Below are 17,785 nucleotides of genomic sequence, written 5' to 3'. Positions count from 1 at the left end.
CGGCGTCAGCGGCCGGCGCCGAAGTTCTGCGTCCACCAGGGGCCGCCGTCGCCGAAGTGGACGCCGACGCCCAGCTCCTTGAAGGAGCAGTTGAGTATGTTCGCGCGGTGGCCGGGGCTGTTCATCCAGGAGTCCATCACCGAGGCGGCGTCCGCCTGACCCCGGGCTATGTTCTCGCCCAGCGTGGACCACTGGTAACCGGCGGCCTCGACCCGGGTCGTCATCGTGGAGCCGTCGGGGCCCGTGTGGGACATCACGCCGCTGCTCGCCATGACGTCGCTGTAGTCGTCGGCGGCACGGGTCAGCCGGTCGTTCGCCGTGACCGGCGAGCAGCCCGCCGACGCCCGCTCCTCGTTCACGAGCGCGAGCACCTGCGCCTCGGGCCCGCCGCCCCCGCCGGAACCGGCGTCCGATCCCGATCCCGGGTCCGCACCCGACCCGGTGCTGCCCGACCCCGTGTCGCCGCCGCCCGCCGACCGGCCGCCGCCGCTCTTCGCCGTCGTCCTCACGGGTGGCTCGGAGGCGGGCTCGGCCGTCTTCGACGGGGTGCCGGCCGGGCTCGCCGTCTTCTTCGGCTTCTCCTCGGGCTCGGCGCTCCCGCTCGGCGAGCTGCTCGCCGTGGCGCTCGGGCTCGCCGATGCGGACGCCAGTGGTGCCGCGCCGCCCGCCGCGTCCTCGGTGGCCGGTGCCTCACCGGCGGCGCTCGTGGCGACCCGGTCCGCGGCCGGGCCGTCCTCACCCCCGGCGACGGCCAGCGTGATCCCGACGCCCGCCGTCACGGTGACCACGCCGAGCGCCAACGCGGTACCGCGGGTCCTGAGCCCGCCGCGCGGGCGGGCGTGGGTACGGGACGGGCGAGCGGCTCGGCGGGAACCCATACGCAGGACACCTCGGCTTGTCTGTCGGCTGACGGAGCCCCTACCCGGTGGACGCGACCGCGCCCACCGGGACTGTGGGGGGTGTTCGAGAGCCTAGGACGCGTCCCGTGTGGAAACGGCCGTTCGAAGGTCATCTTCAGAAAGCCTTAAAAGAGCCGCCAAAGTCCGCTGAGGAAACGCGTCGCCGCCTCGACGGGGCCGGGGGCGTTACGCACCCGCCGCCCCCCACCCTCAGCCCGCCGCGGGGCGCTTCAACGTGAAGAGAGGACACGGGCGTCCACAGGAGCCCCTCGAGTGCCCCCGATGCCCCGCCGTCCTCCCGTACGGGGCGCTTGCCGCGGCGGACGGCCGGACAGTCTGTCGGCGTGTCCGGCAGGTCGCCGGTACACCGTCGGCGCACTCCCGGAGGCCAGGCCCTCCCGTCCACCGAGAGTGCGCCGCGCAACAGAGGGAGGAACCGGACATGCCGTCCATCGCTGACGAACGACAGCTGCTCGAAGAACTGCGGGAACTGCTGGCCGCGACGGTCGAGGACCTGTCAGTGGAGGAGGTCGGACCGGACTCGTCCCTGAAGGACGACCTGGGCGTCGACTCGCTGGCCATGCTGGAGCTGGTCGCCGCCATCGAGGACCGCTGGCAGATCGAGGTGCCGCAGGAACAGGCGGACCGGCTCACGACCGTGCGGCAGATCGCCGCCCACCTCGCCGAAACCGTCGCCGCCCCCGCGGGCGGCACCGCGTGAGCCCACGGCACGCGGCCGACCCGCCCCGCGAGGAGCGCGCCGCCGTCATCACCGGACTGGGACTGACGACCGCGCTGGGCGGCGACGTCCCGTCCACCTGGCGGGCCCTGCTGGACGGCGTGTGCGGCGTCGAACGCGTCGACTTCGAGGCGCCAAAAGGCCCGGCGCAGACCTATCTCGCGGCGCCGGCGGCGGTCGACCCCAAGACGGTCCTGTCCTCCGCCAAGGCGGCGCACTGCGACCGCTCGGCGCAGTTCGCCCTCGTCGCCGCCCGGGAGGCCCTTCGCGACGCAGGGCTCCCGGACGCGTCGTCACTCGCCGCGGGCGGCTCACGGGTGGCCGTGGTCGTCGGGGTGGGACTGGGCGGGATCACCAGCGTCCTGGAGCAGAACCGCCGCCTGGAGACCCGCGGCGCGGGACGGGTGAGCCCGCGCACCATCCCGGTCATGCTGCCCAACCACCCGGCCGCCGAGGTGGGGCTGATGGTGGGCGCCAAGGCCGGGGTCCACGCCCCGGTCAGCGCCTGCGCCGCGGGCGCCGAGGCCCTCACCCAGGCACTCGGCATGATCCGGGAAGGCCGCGCCGACATCGTGGTCGCGGGTGGCACCGAGGCCGCGCTGCACCCGCTCACCCTGGCCGGGTTCGCGCGGCTGCAGGCGCTCTCCCGGCGCCTGGACGACCCCAAGAGGGCGTCCAGGCCCTTCGACGCCGACCGGGACGGCTTCGTGATGGGCGAGGGCGCCGGCATGCTCGTCGTGGAGAGCGCCGAGCACGCCGCCGCCCGCGGGGCCCGCGTCCACGGCCGGCTGACCGGCTCGGGCATCACCAACGACAGTCACCACGTGGCCCAGCCCGCGCCCGGCGGAACGGGCTGCGCAGCCGCCGTCGACGCCGCGCTGCGCGACGCCGGGCTCCTTCCGGAGCAGGTCCGGCACATCAACGCCCACGCCACCTCGACACCGCTCGGCGACCTCGGCGAGGCGCAGGCGCTGCACAAGGTCTTCGCCGGGGGACTGGACGACGTGGCGGTCAGCGCGACCAAGGGCGCGTTCGGACACACGCTGGGCGCCGCAGGCGCCATCGAGGCCGTCCTCACCGTGCTCGCCCTGCGGGACAGAACCGCACCGCCCGCGTGCAGTCTCGAACGAGTGGACCCCGAGATCGGCCTGAACGTCGTGGGCCGCAGCCCGGCGGCACTGCCCTCCGGGCCCCTCGCGGCCGTCACCACGAGCATGGGTTTCGGCGGGCACAACGTCGCGCTCACCTTCGCCGACGCCTCATGAGACCCACGGCCCCGGACCCCACCGGCGGCACACCGCGCACCGTGCTGATGTGCCCCGGCCAGGGGGCCTACCTCCCGGGCGCGCTGCGCCACCTGCGCGACGTCCCGTCCGTCTCAGGGACGTTGCGGAGGGTGGATGCCCACAGCACCGCACTCGGCGGCACCGGGACACCCGTCACCCGCCTCCTCACGGGCGTCGGGGCGCCCGCCCCCGACCAACTCCTGCTCGCCGACCCCCTCGCCTTCGACCTGGCCACCTATGCCGCGGTGGTCGCCTCCGCGACCGTCCTGCTCGACCTCGCGGCCCCGCCCGTCCACGCGGTCCTCGGCCACAGCGTGGGCGACCTCGCGGCGCTCACCGTGGCCGGAGCCATCACCCTGGAGCAGGGCGTGCGGCTGCTGCACGTCCGCGACCGGCTGCTGCGGGACGCCGTGCTGCCGGCCGCGGGCCTGCTGGCCACCGACATGACCGCCGGCCAGGCAGCGGACCTCCTGCGCACCGGTGGCCTGCCGCAGGTACGGATCGCCGCCCGCAACGCCCCCGCCCAGACCGTCCTGGCCGGCCCCGACGACCAGTTGGCCGCCGCTCTGCGAACCGCCCGGGCGCTCGGCCATCGCACCACCGGGCTGGCCAGCCGCACCGCCTACCACCACCCGCTGCTCACCGAGGTGCACCGGGCCTTCCGCCGCCTCCTGCGGGCCCAGCCCGTCGCGCCGCCCACGCTCACCGTGTACACCGCCACCGAGGCCCGACCCGCACTCACCCCGGCCCAGCTGCGCACGGCGGCGGCCGCCCACCTCACCGAGCCCGTGGCCTTCCACCACACCCTGCGCGTGATGCGCCGCGCAGGCTTCACCACCTACCTCGACAGCGGTCCCCGGGCCCTGCTGAGCACCCTGGCCAAAGCGGTCCTGCCGGGCTGCGCCACCGCCGCTCCCTGCCGCACACCGGTCGACGTCGAGCGCCTGCGCCACCGCCTCACCGCGGCCCTGCGGTGACGACCTGCTCCCGCCCGGATCCCGTGGCCGTATCGGGGTAGGCGGAGGGGATCCGAAGGAGGAGTGCACATGACGACGTACGTCATCTCGGTGCCGGGGACGTTCACCGGCACCGTCCAGGACGCCACGAAGGACGAGCTCGCCCGGGCTCTGCGCCCCGCGGATCCGCACCGCACCCACCTGGGGGACGAGGAGGACTTGGACGCCCTCTCGGTCAACGGGGACGGCACCTTCACCATCCGCCTCACCGTCGAGGCGGACACCGCCGCCCACGCGGAGGACCGCGCCCACGAGATCGCGGACTCCGCCCTGCGCGCGGTCGGCCTGGACGGGGGCAGCGCACCCCTCGGGCCGTCCGCGGTCACCGGCATCGACTCCGACGTCTGACCGACCGCGACGCGACAGAGCCATGACAGGGCCATGAGTGGCCCGGCTCACATGGCGTACCGGAGGCGGCGCCGACACCATGGTCTCGTCACCCGGCAGGCTGAAGGGATCAACAATGTTCCGCAAGGTGCTGGTCGCCAACCGCGGTGAGATCGCGATCCGGGCGTTCCGCGCGGGCTACGAGCTCGGCGCGCGCACCGTCGCCGTCTTCCCGCACGAGGACCGCAACTCGCTGCACCGACTGAAGGCCGACGAGGCCTACGAGATCGGGGAGCCGGGACATCCGGTGCGCGCGTATCTCTCCGTGGAGGAGATCGTCCGAGCGGCCCGCCGGGCGGGAGCCGACGCCGTCTACCCGGGCTACGGGTTCCTGTCCGAGAACCCCGAACTCTCCCGCGCGTGCGAAGAGGCCGGCATCACGTTCGTCGGACCGAGCGCCCAGATCCTCGAACTGACCGGCAACAAGGCCCGGGCCGTCGCCGCCGCACGCGAGGCCGGCGTGCCCGTCCTCGGCTCCTCGGCGCCCTCCGACGACGTGGACGAACTCGTCCGCGCCGCCGACGACGTCGGCTTCCCCGTGTTCGTCAAGGCGGTCGCGGGCGGCGGCGGTCGCGGTATGCGCCGCGTCGAGGACCCCGCCCAACTGCGCGAGGCCATCGAGGCCGCGTCCCGGGAGGCGGCCTCCGCCTTCGGCGACTCCACGGTGTTCCTGGAGAAAGCCGTCGTCGAACCCCGCCACATCGAGGTCCAGATCCTCGCCGACGGCCGGGGCAACGTCATCCACCTCTTCGAGCGGGACTGCTCGGTGCAGCGCCGCCACCAGAAGGTCATCGAGCTGGCGCCCGCCCCGAACCTCGACCCGGCACTGCGCGAGCGGATCTGCTCCGACGCCGTGAACTTCGCCCGGCAGATCGGCTACCGCAACGCCGGCACCGTGGAGTTCCTCGTCGACCGCGACGGCAACCACGTCTTCATCGAGATGAACCCGCGGATCCAGGTCGAGCACACCGTGACCGAAGAGGTCACCGACGTCGACCTCGTCCAGTCCCAGCTGCGCATCGCCGCCGGTGAGACACTCGCCGACCTCGGACTCGCCCAGGAGAACATCACCCTGCGCGGCGCCGCGCTGCAGTGCCGCATCACCACCGAGGACCCGGCCAACGGGTTCCGCCCCGACACCGGGCAGATCAGCGCCTACCGCTCGCCCGGCGGCTCGGGCATCCGCCTCGACGGCGGCACCACCCACGCCGGTACGGAGATCAGCGCCCACTTCGACTCGATGCTGGTCAAACTCTCCTGCCGGGGCCGGGACTTCGCCACCGCCGTGGGCCGCGCCCGGCGTGCCGTCGCCGAGTTCCGCATCCGCGGCGTCGCCACCAACATCCCCTTCCTGCAGGCGGTGCTGGACGACCCCGACTTCCAGGCCGGCCGGGTCACCACGTCCTTCATCGAGCAGCGCCCGCACCTGCTGACGGCCCGTCATTCCGCCGACCGCGGCACGAAGCTGCTGACCTACCTCGCCGACGTCACGGTGAACAAGCCGCACGGCGAGCGGCCCGAACTCGCCGACCCGCTGACCAAGCTGCCGCCGCGCGCCGCCGGTGAGCCCCCGGCCGGTTCCCGGCAGCGGCTCGCCGAACTGGGCCCGGAGGGCTTCGCCCGCTGGCTGCGCGACTCGCCCACCATCGGCGTCACCGACACCACGTTCCGCGACGCCCACCAGTCGCTGCTCGCCACCCGGGTCCGCACCAAGGACATGCTCGCCGTCGCCCCGCAGGTCGCGCACTCCCTGCCCCAGCTGCTGTCCCTGGAGTGCTGGGGCGGCGCCACCTACGACGTCGCCCTGCGCTTCCTCGCCGAGGACCCGTGGGAGCGGCTGGCCGCCCTGCGCGAGGCCGTACCCAACATCTGCCTCCAGATGCTGCTGCGCGGCCGCAACACCGTGGGCTACACCCCGTACCCGACCGAGGTGACCGACGCCTTCGTCCAGGAGGCCGCCGCCACCGGCATCGACGTCTTCCGCATCTTCGACGCCCTCAACGACGTCGACCAGATGCGGCCCGCCATCGACGCCGTCCGGCAGACCGGCACCTCCGTCGCCGAAGTGGCCCTGTGCTACACCGCCGACCTGTCCGACCCGTCCGAACGGCTCTACACGCTCGACTACTACCTGCGGCTCGCCGAGAGGATCGTGAACGCGGGCGCCCACGTCCTGGCCGTCAAGGACATGGCCGGCCTGCTGCGGGCACCGGCCGCCGCGACTCTGGTGTCCGCGCTGCGCCGCGAGTTCGACCTGCCGGTGCACCTGCACACCCACGACACCACCGGCGGCCAGCTCGCCACCTACCTCGCCGCGATCCAGGCCGGCGCCGACGCCGTCGACGGGGCGGTGGCGTCCATGGCGGGCACCACCTCGCAGCCCTCCCTGTCGGCGATCGTCGCCGCCACCGACCACACCGAGCGGCCCACCGGCCTCGACCTCCAGGCCGTCGGCGACCTGGAGCCGTACTGGGAGAGCGTCCGCAAGGTCTACGCCCCCTTCGAGGCGGGCCTGGCCGCACCGACCGGCCGCGTCTACCACCACGAGATCCCCGGCGGGCAGCTCTCCAACCTGCGTACCCAGGCCATCGCGCTCGGCCTCGGCGACCGCTTCGAGGACATCGAGGCGATGTACGCCGCCGCCGACCGGATGCTGGGCCGCCTGGTGAAGGTCACGCCCTCCTCCAAGGTGGTCGGCGACCTGGCGCTGCACCTGGTGGGCGCCGGCGTCTCCCCGGCGGACTTCGAGGCGGAACCCGACCGGTTCGACATCCCCGACTCCGTCATCGGCTTCCTGCGCGGCGAGCTGGGCACCCCGCCCGGCGGCTGGCCCGAGCCGTTCCGCACCAAGGCGCTGCGGGGCCGCGCCGAGGCCGGGCCGGTGGCGGAGCTGAGCGGCGACGACCGCACCGGACTGGCCAAGGACCGCCGGGCCACGCTCAACCGGCTGCTGTTCCCCGGACCGGCCCGCGAGTTCGACACCCACCGCGCGTCGTTCGGCGACACCAGCGTCCTGGACAGCAAGGACTTCTTCTACGGGCTGCGCCCCGGCAAGGAGTACACGGTCGACCTCGACCCCGGCGTCCGTCTGCTCATCGAACTGCAGGCGATCGGCGACGCCGACGAACGCGGCATGCGCACCGTGATGTCCTCCCTGAACGGCCAGCTCCGCCCGATCCAGGTCCGCGACCGCTCGGCGGCCTCCGACGTCCCCGTCACGGAGAAGGCCGACCGGTCGAACCCCGGCCATGTCGCGGCGCCCTTCGCGGGCGTGGTGACCCTCGCCGTCGCCGAGGGCGACGAGATCGAGGCCGGCGCCACGGTGGCCACCATCGAGGCGATGAAGATGGAGGCCACGATCACCGCACCGAAGTCCGGCACGGTGAGCAGGCTCGCCATCAACCGCATCCAGCAGGTCGAGGGCGGAGACCTCCTCGTCCAGCTCGGCTGAGACGGACGGCGGCCACGGCCCGACGCCGGACCGTGGCCGCCACCGACGTCACGCCCCCTTGGGAGCCGCCTGCTGCACCACCTCGAAGGACCACACCGTGGACCCGCTCGCCGCGGGCTTCGGACGCTCGCCGCCCTCCGCGCCACCGCCCTGGTGCGCCTGCTTCATCGGCCCCTCCATCCAGGCCCGGAAGGACTCCTCGTCGCGCCAGCGCGTGTAGACGAGGTAGTCGTCGGTGCCCTCCACGGGCCGCAGCAGCTCGAACCACTCGAACCCGTCGGAACTCTCCACGGCATGGGCCCGCGAGGCGAAGCGCTTCTCCAGCGTCTCGCGCTGCTCGGCGGGAACGGTCAGTACGTTGATCTTGACTACGCTCATGGGCCCATCCTGCCGCATGCCGCGGTCAGCAGGGATCGCGCCAGACCCCGAGCTCCGGTCTCTTCAGCATCGAGGACAGCCCGAGCCGCCGTGACTCGGGGCAGAAACCGCGGCGGGGCTCGCTGTACTCCACGTGGAAGACCGCCTTGCCGGCCTCGACGAACGGCCTGAGCCGGGCGCACTCGCCGTACTCGGCGCACTGCTCGTTGACCGCGAAGTCGAAGTCGTCCACCAATTGCGGGATCTGCGGCAAATCGTTCTTGAGACCCACCGCGAGGCCGCGTTCGTGGGCGATGTCGGCGATCACGCGGTTGTACGCCAGCTGGTCCCGGGCGGTGAGCGGGAAGCCCGTATCGTCCGCGTATCCCTCCACCAGGTCGGGTTCCACCGCGTCGAACCCCTTGTCGCGGCACATGTCGAACCGCCGCTCCATGATCGGCCGAAGGACGGAGATCCGGCGGATGTCGAGCCAGCGTTCGCCCCGCCAGCCGTTGGGCTCGCCCAGCACCGCACGGGGGAAGTCGTCCCGGTCGGGCCGGAAGTCCTCCCAGGCACCCACGTTGACGTAGCAGATCACCTTGCGGCCGGCGCGGTGCAGCCGGTCCACGTCGGCCGCGTCGTTCTCGAAGCCGTCGATGTCGTAGACCGGCACGTCGGCCGACGGGTCGACCTTCCCGTCGAGCTGCCACTGCCAGGCCAGCCCGGGCCGGGGCTGCCACACCGCCTTGGCGGACGGGCCCGGCGGCGGGGTGCCGTCCGCACCCGAACACCCGGCCACCACCGAGAGGACGATCGCCGCCGGCAGCGCGGCGCACGCCCGTACCCTCCTCATCGCTCCGCCCCGGTCAGTACGGGAGTCAGGCGGGCCCACGGGTTGGGCGGCTCTCCCGTGACGGGCCCGTAGACCGCGGCGCCGCGTTCGCGCGCGGTGCGTACGGCGAGCGGTGCGAGCGCCTCGGGCACCCCGTACACCAGGTGGCAGAAGCGCTCGGGCGGGTGCCGCAGGGTCCAGTCCGGTCGGCTGAACGCGGACACATAGGCCGACCAGGACCCCTCGAACGTGACGACGAGATCGGCGAGACGCGCGTAGCCCGGTGCCGGGTGGACCCCCGGGTTCAGCACGAGCGGGGTCGAGCCCCGCCGGCGCAGACCGCGCACCAGCGCCCTGTAGGCGGACAGTTCGGACCCGGCCGAACTCACCCGGTCGAGGAAGCACCCGTCCGCCCCGTACCACTCCCGGTGCAGCCGGGCGTCCTCGACTACGTCGGCCGCCGGACGTGTGCCGTAGTCCGTGTCGACGTAGCCCAGCAGACGGGCGCCCGCCGCCCGCAGCGCGCCGGCCGCCGAGGCGAAGGCGGGATCGGGCGCACGGCCGGGGCCGTTGGCGGGGTTGATGACGACCCCGTACGTGCGGTCGGCCGCCGTGATGAGCCGGTGCCAGGAGCCCGGGTCCTCGGCCGGATGGACGTACAGCGGGATCAGCAGGCTCACGACGGGCGGTCGCCTTCCGGGGTGAGGGACGGTGGACGGGCGCCGGCCGACCAGAGCGCGGCCAGTGACTCGTCGAGCGAGTACGAGGGCCGCCAGTCGAGCGCGGTCCGGGCGGCGGTGATGTCGGAGCACTGCCAGGACACCTGGTCCGAACGGGCGGAACCGGCGCCCTGTTCCTCGATCCGGCCGCGGAAGCCGGCGGTGTCCGCGAGCGTCCGTACCAGCCGGCGCACCGGGACGGCGTCGCCGCCGCCGATGTTGAGCACGCGCGGCAACGGCCCGGTCGCGGTGACCGCCCGTTCGACCGCCCGCGCGACGTCCCGGACGTCCACGAAGTCCCGGTACGCCGACAGGTCGCCCAGCCGGAGCACCGCGTCCGGGTCCGCGCCCGCCGTACGCAGCAGTCCGCCGACCCTGCCGGGCAGGCCGGAGGGCGGTGCGCCGGGCCCCACCGGGTTACCGACCCGCAGGACCACCGCGTCCAGTTCCGAGGTGGCGACGGTGACGGTGCCGGCCAGCTTGGTGGCGCCGTAGGCGGTGAGGGGCCGGGTGGGCGCCGACTCCGGGACCCTGACCCGCTCGGCCCCCGGCCCGTACTCGGCGGCCGAACCCAGGTGGACCAGACGGGCCGTGCGGCGGGCCCGGCGCAGCGCCGCGCAGAGGACGGCGGGGCCGCGGGCGTTGAGCTCGGCGAGCGCCACCGGGTCGCCACCCGTCGCGCCCGCGCAGTTGACGACGGTGTCGACGGCCGCCGACGCCAGAGCTTCGGCCAGCCCGTCGACAGGGTCGGTGGCGAGGTCGACGGGCACGTCGGCCGCGGGGGAGCGGCCGCCGCCGAGGACCCGCGCGCCGGGCAGGGCGCGCAGCCGCTCGGCGACGTGGGCGCCCAGATAGCCGGTGAAACCCAGGACGAGGATGCGCATGCGGTGCTCAGGCTCCCTTGAGCAGCAGGGACTTGCGGCTGGTGAACTCGGCGTTGGCCCGGTCGTAGTCGTCGGGGCGGCCGATGTCGAGCCAGTAGCCGTCGAAGTCGTAGGCGTGCGGCGGGTCGTCGGCACGCAGCAGGTCGAGGACCAACTCGTCGAAGCCCAGGGGCAGTCCGGCCGTGTAGCCGTCGAGTGTCGCGCGGGACAGCCCGTACACGCCCATGGAGACGCGGTAGTCCATGCTGGGCTTCTCGGTGAACGCGACGACCCTGCTCGCGTCGGTGGTCAGGACACCGAAGTCGATGTGCACCTTCCTGGCATACGTGGCGATGGTCAGCGGGGCACCGGACGTGCTGTGCCGGCGCAGGACGTCGGCGTAGTCGAGGTCGGTGAGGATGTCGCCGTTCATGACCAGGAAGTGCTCCGGCAGCCGCTCACGCATGGTGAGCAGCGGCCCCATGGTCCCCAGGGGGCTCTCCTCGGTGGCGTAGTCGACGGTCAGGCCCCACTGCGAGCCGTCGCCGACGTAGGCGCGGATGATCTCGCCGAGGTGGCCTATGGCGATCGTGCAGCCGGTGAACCCGGCCGCGGCGAGCTGGCGGAGGACGATCTCCAGGATGGCGTGCTGGTCGCCGATGGGCACGAGCGGCTTGGGCAGGGCGGTCGTGTAGGGCCTCAGCCGGACGCCCTTGCCTCCGGCCAGGATCACTGCGTGCATGAGGTTCCCCCCTCGGTTGACGTGCCGGGCGTGGTCAGACGTTGTAGATGCCGGTCTTGTAGCGGGCGAGGTTGGCCGGGTCGCGGAAGAACTCCACGGTGTGCGCGAGGCCCTGCTCCAGGTCGTGGCCGGGGCTCCAGCCGGTCGCCGCCCGCAGCCGGTTCGCGTCGGCGACCAGCCGCATCACCTCGGAGTTCGCGGGTCGCAGCCGCTGCGCGTCCTCCCGCACCTCCAGGGCGGTGTCCATCACCTTGCCGATGAGCGCCACCAGGTCGCCGACGGAGATCTCGCCGCCGGTTCCGGCGTTGAAGGTACGGCCCACGACCCGCTCGGCGGGCGCGGAGCCGACCGCGAGGAACGCCTGCGCGGTGTCCTTGACGAAGGTGAAGTCCCGGGTGGGACGCAGGTCGCCGAGGGTGATGACGCGCTCGCCGGCCGCGACCTGGCCGATGACGGTGGGGATCACCGCCCGCATGGACTGCCGGGGACCGTAGGTGTTGAAGGGCCGCAGCGTCACCACCGGAGTGTCGAAGCTGGCGTGGTAGCTGTCCGCCAGCCGGTCACCGCCCGCCTTGGACGCGGCGTACGGCGACTGGGTGTTGATGGGATGGTCCTCGGTGATCGGCACGGTCCGCGCGGTGCCGTACGTCTCGCTGGTGGAGGTGTGCACCAGCCGGGGCGTGCCCTCGGCGCGGACCGCCTCCAGCACGTTCAGCGTGCCGGTGACATTGGTGTCCACGTAGCTGTGCGGTGCCCGGTAGGAGTACGGGATGGCGATGAGGGCGGCCAGGTGGTAGACGCGGTCGGCGCCCTCGACGAGGTGCCGGACCGAACCGGGGTCACGGACGTCGCCGAGGACGATCTCGACCTGGTCGAGGACGTCGGGGGAGAGGGTCTCCAGCCAGCCGTAGGAGGAGAAGGAGTTGTACTGCGCCATGGCCCTCACCCGGTGCCCGGAGGCGACGAGCGCCTCGGTGAGGTGGGAACCGATGAATCCCTCGGCTCCGGTGACGGCGGCGAGCGGTGTGGCGGTCACGCGAGGTCCTTCCGGTCGGTGAATCGGTGGGTGGCGAGGTGCCGGCCCGTGCGGGCCCGGCAGTCGTACGGCGGTCCCGCCGCGGCCTCACGCATGGGCCGCCGGCCGGCCCAGCAGCCGCAGCGCGCACACCGTGAGACAGAGCGCGGCGGCACCGCAGCACACCGGCAGGGCGATCGAGGCGCCCGGCGGCAGTCCGGCCAGGGCGACCGCCCCGGCGCCGGCGGCCGCAGCGAGACACAGGGCGGCCGGCGGCCAGGCCACGCCGAAGGCCTGGAGCAGCAGGGAGGTCCACAGGGCCGCCGCGAGCAGCAGCAGCGTGACGGCGTCGGCGTCGACGAACAGCGCCGCGGGCACCAGCGGACCGAGGTAGACCAGCAGGCAGCCCGCGAGCACGGCGGCCGAGCGCAGCCGGAAACCCGCCGGGGTGCCGGTGGCCCGCAACGCCGCCACCGACAGCCCGCGGTAGCGGTACAGCAGCCATTCCGCGGGCCCCATGCTCAGCGTCAGCACGATCACCGCCCACGGGTGATCGCGGCCCGCCAGGAACACCAGCGCCCCGGCGGCCAGCCCGAACAGGCCGTACGGCAGCGAGCGCAGCAGGCCCGGGCGGGCGGTGTCCGGTACCGGCGCGGTCGCCAGGGTGCCGCGCAGCGCCCAGCCGGCCGCGGCGGCCGCCCCCAGGAGGGACAGCAGCGGCAGCCCCGCCCGCGGAACGGTCCCGGGCTCCCACCACGGCAACGCCGCCGCGCCGGCGATCACCGGCGTGAGCGCGGCCAGCAGCAGCCGCTCCCGGCCCAGTACGAGCAGCACACCGGCCGCCGCGAGATAGCCCGACTGGGCCGTCACGGTCAGCGCGGTGGCGCCCGACCCGGCGAGGGTCGTCCCGGCGCCGGTCGCCACCACGGCGCCCAGCGGCGCCCCCTTGAGGAGAGTGCGCCCCGCCTCCCGCCGCCCGGTCGCCAGCCGCAGATACGCCCGGTGGCCCAGCGCCTGGTTCCAGGCCCAGGAGAGGAGCCCCGCCACCACCAGCGCCCGCACCGCGCCGTCCTGGGGCAGCAGGCGGCCCGCGAGGGCGTAGGCGAGACCGGGCAGTGCGAACAACGCGCCCCGCAGCGCGCACCGCACGTGGTCGGGCCGCCAGGGGTCGGCGGGGCGCGGCGGGTCCGGGAAGGTGCGCGGTACGCGCTCGTACAGCGCCGTGGCGAGGGAGAACAGGTCGGCGTGCCCGTACCGTTCCCGGATCGCCTCGCCGGTCAGCCCCTCCGACTCCAGCAGCGCGGCCACCTCGTAGGGATGGACGGCGGGTGCGATGCGGTCGGCCAGTTCGGCGGCCAGCCCGTCGACCGCGTCGCGCCGGGCGCCGTGCCCGGGACGCGCCAGGGCGAGCGTGTGCCGGTCGGCCGCGCGCAGGGCGAGGGTGCGGTCGTCGGCGAGGCGCAGTGCCAGCGTGTCCTGCTCCGCGCCACCCGGTTCCAGGGCCATGGGTCCGCTCATCCGGTCGCACTCCTCACCGACGTACCGACCACCGTCGCGAAGGCCTCCTCCTCGACGGCGGCGGCGTGTGCGGCCGCGGTGCCGAACGCCGACAGCTCCAGGTAGATGGACCGGAAGGTGTCGATGGTCTGGCGGAGCGTGAACTGCTCGATCACCCTCAGCCGGGCCGCCTCGCCCATCGCCCGGCGCCGCTCGGCGTCGCCCAGCAGCTCCAGCGCGGCGGCCGCCATGGCGGCCGGATCGCGGGGCGGCACCACGAGACCGGTGCCGCCGACGGCCTCCCGGACGCCGCCCACGTCCGTGGAGACGGTCGCCCGGCCGCACGACATGGCCTCGATCAGGGTGAAGGGGAAACCCTCACTGATGCTGGAGAGCATCACGACGTTTCCGGCGGCGTACGCGTCCTTGATGTCCTCGACCCGGCCCTCGAAGGTGACCGCGTCACCGTGCCCCAGCTCCGCCGCCAGCGCCTCGCAGCGCTCCCGGTAGGCCTCGCCGCCGCGCGGTGTGCCGCCGAACAACCGCAGCCGAGCGGCGGGCAGTTCGGCCCGGACGAGGGCGAAGGCGCGGATCAGGGTCTCCAGGTCCTTGATCGGATCGACCCGTCCGGCCCAGCTGAGTACGGGTTGCGCGGGCTCGGGGCCGGCGGGCGGGAACGCTGCCGGGTCCACGCCGTTGTAGACCGTGCGTATGGACTCCGGGGCCGCCCCGCCCCGCTCCTCCCACAGCCGGTTGTAGCGGTTGCCCGGAGTGATCAGGGAGGCCCTGCGGTAGGTCTCCTCGGCCAGCAGCCGGAAGAAGCCCAGCAGCAGTGCCTTCACCGGCCACCGGTAGGGGGCGGTGCGGTAGCCGAGGTAGCGCTCGCGCAGGTAGACGCCGTGTTCCGTCAGCAGCAACGGCACGCCGTGCCGCTCGAGTCCGGCCAGGCCGGGCAGGACCGCGACACCGCCGCTGACCGCGTGCGCCACGCCGCCTTCCGGGTACGGCGCGGCCAGCGGACGCAGGGCGTGCTCCAGCAGCGCGGTCGCGGTCACCGCGTCGTGCAGGGTGGGCCGGGCCTCGCGCACGGCCAGTCCCGGCCGGTTCCAGACCGCGGTCAGGATGCCGATCGCCCGGTCCCCGCGCAGGAACGGGCTGAGCCGGCCGTCCGCGGCGGCCCGCGCCAGCCGGTACAGGGCGGGGCCGAACCCGTCCTCGGCGCGCGGGTCGAGCAGCGCGGTCACGAACCGCTCGTAGGCGTCGGCGAGCCGGTTGCGCTGCCGCCCGCGAGGCGGACGTCCCTCCGGTGCGGGCCCCCACATGGGGACGGAGACGACCCGGGAGACGTGCCCGGGGATGTCCCAGGCGAGCGGTTCGCGCCCCGTGCCGGTGACGGCGATGACGTCGAAGTCGAGGTCGGGCATGCCGGTGACGAGCTGGTCGCACCAGACGCTCACGCCGCCGTGACTGTGCGGGTAGGTGCCTTCGGTGAGCAGGGTGACGCGCGACGCGCCGGAGCGCCGCGCGCCGTGGGGAACGTGCATGGATGTGCTCCACGGCCGAGGTGTGGGCTGATCGTGCGGGCTGTCCGGACCTGCGGTGGTGGCCCGGCGCTCAGCGCTCCGCGCCGTACGGCACCGGCTCGGTCACGCCGGCCGGTACGCGGGTGCGGGGCGCGGTGCGCGTCGCGGCGGCCGGGGCGCCGGGTTCGACGGTGGAGGGCGCGGTGGCCGACGGCGGCAGGGTGAGGGAGAGCGTCCCGTCGGCCGTCGGGGTCCAGCCGGAGAGCGCGCCGGCGTAGGCGTCCCCGAAGCCCGTGCCCCCGCTCAGGGTGCCCGCGGGCATCGTCGCCGTCACGGACACGCCGTCCGGTGCCTTGACGGTCACGGTCTCACCGACGCGGTAGCCGGTGACCTGGCCGGCGTCGACCGCACTCCGCCAGGTGGCGCGGCGCCGCATCTCGACGCCGATGTCCTCCATGCGGAGGTTCACCACAGGGGTGCTGTCGGCGAACAGGGCGTCGTAGCCCTCCAGTACGCCGTCGAGAACGGGGTACGCGATGCGGTCCTCGGCGAGGTTCGACTGGTGGATGAAGTGCGGCTTGGGGTCGTTGGACAGGACGTGCCCGAGCGCGATGCGCGTCTCCAGCGGCACGATGTGGTCGGCGTAGCCCGTGGCCGTGTCCAGCGGGGCGGCGAGACAGGTGGAGGTGGCGGGGTTGTCCTCGCAGATGCCGCTGCCGCCCTGGGCGCGGCTGGTGTAGATCCAGTTGTACTCGTCGACCTGCTCGGCCGCCCGTCCGGCGTTGTAGAAGACGTTCATCGGATAGCGGGAGACCGTGGTGGCGCTGCCGACCCGCCGCTGGACGGGGTCGCGCGAGTTGTCCGAGGCGAGCCAGGCGATGCCGGTGTCCGCGAGGGCCGGTCCGAGGTTCGGGTTGTCCTCGGGCTGCTGCGGGGCGACCCTGAGGCCCGAGTGCTCGCCGGTCACCAACTCGCCGTTCTGCAGCGGGAGGCCGGCCGTCTCACCCCAGACGCGGTTGGTGGCGATCTCGTCGGCGATCTCGTTCCGGCTCACCCACTGGGTGCTGCCGTCGGGGTTGGTCGCGCACTTCCACGGGACGGCGCTGACGTCCTGCCGGCAGCCCAGGAAGGCGTGCGTGTAGGTGTGGTTGATCCAGCGGAACCGGCCCCGGTCGGCGATCAGCTGGTCCGCGAGCGGGTCGGCGCCGTTGTTGTCCTGGCGGTGGTCGACGCTGCCCGAGCCGTTGTAGGCGAGGTCGAGCGTGAAGTCGCGGCTGTCCTGCCAGGCGGTGGCGTGGTCGACGTCGGCCGGGACCATGCGGATGGGGTTCGGTGTGCCCTCGCCCGGGGGGCAGTCCACGTCGCCGGGCGTGCAGTTGAGTTCGGTGTCCCAGCGGTCGTCGGCCGCGAAGACGTCGTCGACGTGCACGGCGAAGTAGTTGCGGTCGGCGCCGAGGTGGACTCCGCCGGTCATCCACTCCACGATGCCCCGGGCGAGCAGCCGGAACTGCCGCTGGTGCTGGTTGTAGACGAACGTGACGACGAGTTCGCGCCGCCCGTCGTGCCGGTACTCGCCCACCAGGGAGCCCTTCGTCGCCCGCCCGGGTATCGCGGCCTGCACGTACGGCACGAAGTCGGCGCCCGGCGCGGGTGTCGAGAGGTAGGCGTAGGACTCGCCCACGGTGGGGGAGTTGTCCTCGAACGGAACCGCCCCCTCCAGGTATCCGAAGGGTCCGGCCAGCCCGGCCTGGGTCACCTCCGCGCGGACGCCGTCGACGCTGCCGGCGTACCCGGTGCCGACCGCGTACCGGAGCCCGACCTCGGGGCGCGCGTAGGTGTAGGCGTCGACCTGCGGGATCGCGTGGGTCCGCTCGTAGGACGCGAGCGCCGCCATCTCGGCGGAGTCCGCCGGGAAGGGGTTGTCGTTGGGGAGGACGACGGCCTGGAACTTGGCCCGCGGTCGTCCCTCCACGGTGTCCGCCAGGAAGCCGGCGTCGATCACGGGCCGGCCGGCGTCCTGGAGGTCGACCTCCGTGTACGGCGTGCCCGCGGTCTCCAGTTCGGCGGCGATGGCGTCGGTGGCCGGTCCTCCGTCGCTGACGACCAGCACGCGCAGGTCGACGCGCGGGGCCGGGGTGTCGGCGTGGACCGGGCCGGCCGGTAGGCCGAGCGACGCGATCAGCGCGCCCACTGCGAGCGCCGTAGTACGAATGGTCCGCTTCATGCGGTGAGATTCCCTCCCCGGGCAGGGGTGGGGGCACGCTCCTGCCGGAGCACGCCCCACCCCGCGACCACGCCGTCGCCCCCCTGAGACGCCGGTCGTCGACGTTTCCGTCGCGTCACATAGTGAGGCGCGTGTGGAGTTTTTGTGTGCCTGCTGCGGAACTTGACGGAAAAGCGTATGTGTCCGTTTACCCGGAACGGGCGCCGGCGTGAGCGGTCGGCGAACGCCGGACTCC

Annotated in this window: 15 protein-coding genes; 5 read left to right on the top strand and 10 right to left on the bottom strand. The window is 73.8% G+C overall.

All coding sequences use genetic code 11. The annotated features are described in order from the left end of the window. Positions 1-5: 5 nt before the first annotated feature. Complete coding sequence (locus ACIQ6R_RS15110; RefSeq protein ID WP_404221555.1) at positions 6-878, bottom strand: CAP domain-containing protein; 873 nt, start codon at positions 876-878, stop codon at positions 6-8. Positions 879-1,341: 463 nt separating this feature from the next. Between ACIQ6R_RS15110 and ACIQ6R_RS15105 the strand changes: the two genes are divergently transcribed. The 5 genes from ACIQ6R_RS15105 to ACIQ6R_RS15085 all read left to right on the top strand — a co-directional run bounded on the left by ACIQ6R_RS15105 (position 1,342) and on the right by ACIQ6R_RS15085 (position 7,778). Continuing rightward, positions 1,342-1,620, top strand: a complete 279-nt coding sequence (locus ACIQ6R_RS15105) for an acyl carrier protein (protein WP_404178723.1) — start codon at positions 1,342-1,344, stop codon at positions 1,618-1,620. Then, positions 1,617-2,903, top strand: a complete 1,287-nt coding sequence (locus ACIQ6R_RS15100) for a beta-ketoacyl-[acyl-carrier-protein] synthase family protein (protein WP_404221553.1) — start codon at positions 1,617-1,619, stop codon at positions 2,901-2,903. The genes ACIQ6R_RS15105 and ACIQ6R_RS15100 overlap by 4 nt, the downstream gene beginning before the upstream one ends. Then, positions 2,900-3,901: an ACP S-malonyltransferase gene (locus ACIQ6R_RS15095; protein ID WP_404221551.1), complete on the top strand. Its 1,002-nt coding sequence runs from the start codon at positions 2,900-2,902 to the stop codon at positions 3,899-3,901. Before ACIQ6R_RS15100 ends, ACIQ6R_RS15095 begins: the two co-directional genes overlap by 4 nt. Before the next feature lie 69 nt (positions 3,902-3,970). After that, complete coding sequence (locus ACIQ6R_RS15090; RefSeq protein WP_404178732.1) at positions 3,971-4,288, top strand: hypothetical protein; 318 nt, start codon at positions 3,971-3,973, stop codon at positions 4,286-4,288. 115 nt (positions 4,289-4,403) lie between these two features. Further along, positions 4,404-7,778, top strand: coding sequence for a pyruvate carboxylase (locus ACIQ6R_RS15085; protein WP_404221549.1), 3,375 nt, complete (start codon positions 4,404-4,406; stop codon positions 7,776-7,778). A gap of 48 nt (positions 7,779-7,826) precedes the next feature. Here ACIQ6R_RS15085 and ACIQ6R_RS15080 read toward each other — a convergent pair whose 3' ends face one another. The 9 genes from ACIQ6R_RS15080 to ACIQ6R_RS15040 all read right to left on the bottom strand — a co-directional run bounded on the left by ACIQ6R_RS15080 (position 7,827) and on the right by ACIQ6R_RS15040 (position 17,550). Beyond that, positions 7,827-8,156, bottom strand: a complete 330-nt coding sequence (locus ACIQ6R_RS15080; RefSeq protein WP_404178738.1) for an antibiotic biosynthesis monooxygenase family protein — start codon at positions 8,154-8,156, stop codon at positions 7,827-7,829. Positions 8,157-8,181: 25 nt separating this feature from the next. Beyond that, positions 8,182-8,988: an endo alpha-1,4 polygalactosaminidase gene (locus ACIQ6R_RS15075; protein ID WP_404178741.1), complete on the bottom strand. Its 807-nt coding sequence runs from the start codon at positions 8,986-8,988 to the stop codon at positions 8,182-8,184. Beyond that, on the bottom strand, positions 8,985-9,647 hold the full coding sequence (locus tag ACIQ6R_RS15070) for a spherulation-specific family 4 protein (RefSeq protein ID WP_404178744.1): 663 nt from the start codon (positions 9,645-9,647) through the stop codon (positions 8,985-8,987). The genes ACIQ6R_RS15075 and ACIQ6R_RS15070 overlap by 4 nt, the downstream gene beginning before the upstream one ends. Beyond that, the gene (locus ACIQ6R_RS15065; protein WP_404221547.1) at positions 9,644-10,570 is read right to left on the bottom strand and encodes an NAD-dependent epimerase/dehydratase family protein; all 927 of its coding nucleotides are present in this window, start codon (positions 10,568-10,570) and stop codon (positions 9,644-9,646) included. The genes ACIQ6R_RS15070 and ACIQ6R_RS15065 overlap by 4 nt, the downstream gene beginning before the upstream one ends. 7 nt (positions 10,571-10,577) lie before the next feature. Then, positions 10,578-11,291 (bottom strand): NDP-sugar synthase, encoded by a 714-nt coding sequence (locus tag ACIQ6R_RS15060; protein ID WP_404178750.1) that lies wholly within the window; start codon positions 11,289-11,291, stop codon positions 10,578-10,580. A gap of 34 nt (positions 11,292-11,325) precedes the next feature. After that, positions 11,326-12,327: an SDR family NAD(P)-dependent oxidoreductase gene (locus ACIQ6R_RS15055; protein WP_404178753.1), complete on the bottom strand. Its 1,002-nt coding sequence runs from the start codon at positions 12,325-12,327 to the stop codon at positions 11,326-11,328. A gap of 87 nt (positions 12,328-12,414) precedes the next feature. Further along, the gene (locus tag ACIQ6R_RS15050) at positions 12,415-13,824 is read right to left on the bottom strand and encodes a hypothetical protein (RefSeq protein ID WP_404221545.1); all 1,410 of its coding nucleotides are present in this window, start codon (positions 13,822-13,824) and stop codon (positions 12,415-12,417) included. Then, entirely contained in the window at positions 13,821-15,347 is a 1,527-nt protein-coding gene (gene pelF, locus ACIQ6R_RS15045) for a GT4 family glycosyltransferase PelF (RefSeq protein WP_404178759.1), read from the bottom strand. Before pelF ends, ACIQ6R_RS15050 begins: the two co-directional genes overlap by 4 nt. 70 nt (positions 15,348-15,417) lie before the next feature. Beyond that, positions 15,418-17,550, bottom strand: a complete 2,133-nt coding sequence (locus ACIQ6R_RS15040; RefSeq protein WP_404221543.1) for a hypothetical protein — start codon at positions 17,548-17,550, stop codon at positions 15,418-15,420. Between the last annotated feature and the right edge of the window lie 235 nt (positions 17,551-17,785).

The organism is Streptomyces sp. NPDC096048 (assembly GCF_044763415.1).
Classification (GTDB): Bacteria; Actinomycetota; Actinomycetes; order Streptomycetales; family Streptomycetaceae; genus Streptomyces.
The sequence above is the reverse complement of the archived record's forward strand: the minus strand, read 5'-3'. Positions and strand labels throughout refer to the sequence as shown.

What these genes read in the sequence shown, in the direction of transcription:
- ACIQ6R_RS15105 (WP_404178723.1), top strand. Translation starts at nt 1,342, where the DNA reads ATGCCGTCCATCGCTGACGAACGACAGCTGCTCGAAGAACTGCGGGAA.
- ACIQ6R_RS15095 (WP_404221551.1), top strand. Translation starts at nt 2,900, where the DNA reads ATGAGACCCACGGCCCCGGACCCCACCGGCGGCACACCGCGCACCGTG.
- ACIQ6R_RS15085 (WP_404221549.1), top strand. Translation starts at nt 4,404, where the DNA reads ATGTTCCGCAAGGTGCTGGTCGCCAACCGCGGTGAGATCGCGATCCGG.
- ACIQ6R_RS15065 (WP_404221547.1), bottom strand. Translation starts at nt 10,570, where the DNA reads ATGCGCATCCTCGTCCTGGGTTTCACCGGCTATCTGGGCGCCCACGTC.
- ACIQ6R_RS15060 (WP_404178750.1), bottom strand. Translation starts at nt 11,291, where the DNA reads ATGCACGCAGTGATCCTGGCCGGAGGCAAGGGCGTCCGGCTGAGGCCC.
- ACIQ6R_RS15080 (WP_404178738.1), bottom strand. Translation starts at nt 8,156, where the DNA reads ATGAGCGTAGTCAAGATCAACGTACTGACCGTTCCCGCCGAGCAGCGC.
- ACIQ6R_RS15090 (WP_404178732.1), top strand. Translation starts at nt 3,971, where the DNA reads ATGACGACGTACGTCATCTCGGTGCCGGGGACGTTCACCGGCACCGTC.
- pelF (WP_404178759.1), bottom strand. Translation starts at nt 15,347, where the DNA reads ATGCACGTTCCCCACGGCGCGCGGCGCTCCGGCGCGTCGCGCGTCACC.
- ACIQ6R_RS15110 (WP_404221555.1), bottom strand. Translation starts at nt 878, where the DNA reads ATGGGTTCCCGCCGAGCCGCTCGCCCGTCCCGTACCCACGCCCGCCCG.
- ACIQ6R_RS15075 (WP_404178741.1), bottom strand. Translation starts at nt 8,988, where the DNA reads ATGAGGAGGGTACGGGCGTGCGCCGCGCTGCCGGCGGCGATCGTCCTC.
- ACIQ6R_RS15050 (WP_404221545.1), bottom strand. Translation starts at nt 13,824, where the DNA reads ATGAGCGGACCCATGGCCCTGGAACCGGGTGGCGCGGAGCAGGACACG.
- ACIQ6R_RS15040 (WP_404221543.1), bottom strand. Translation starts at nt 17,550, where the DNA reads ATGAAGCGGACCATTCGTACTACGGCGCTCGCAGTGGGCGCGCTGATC.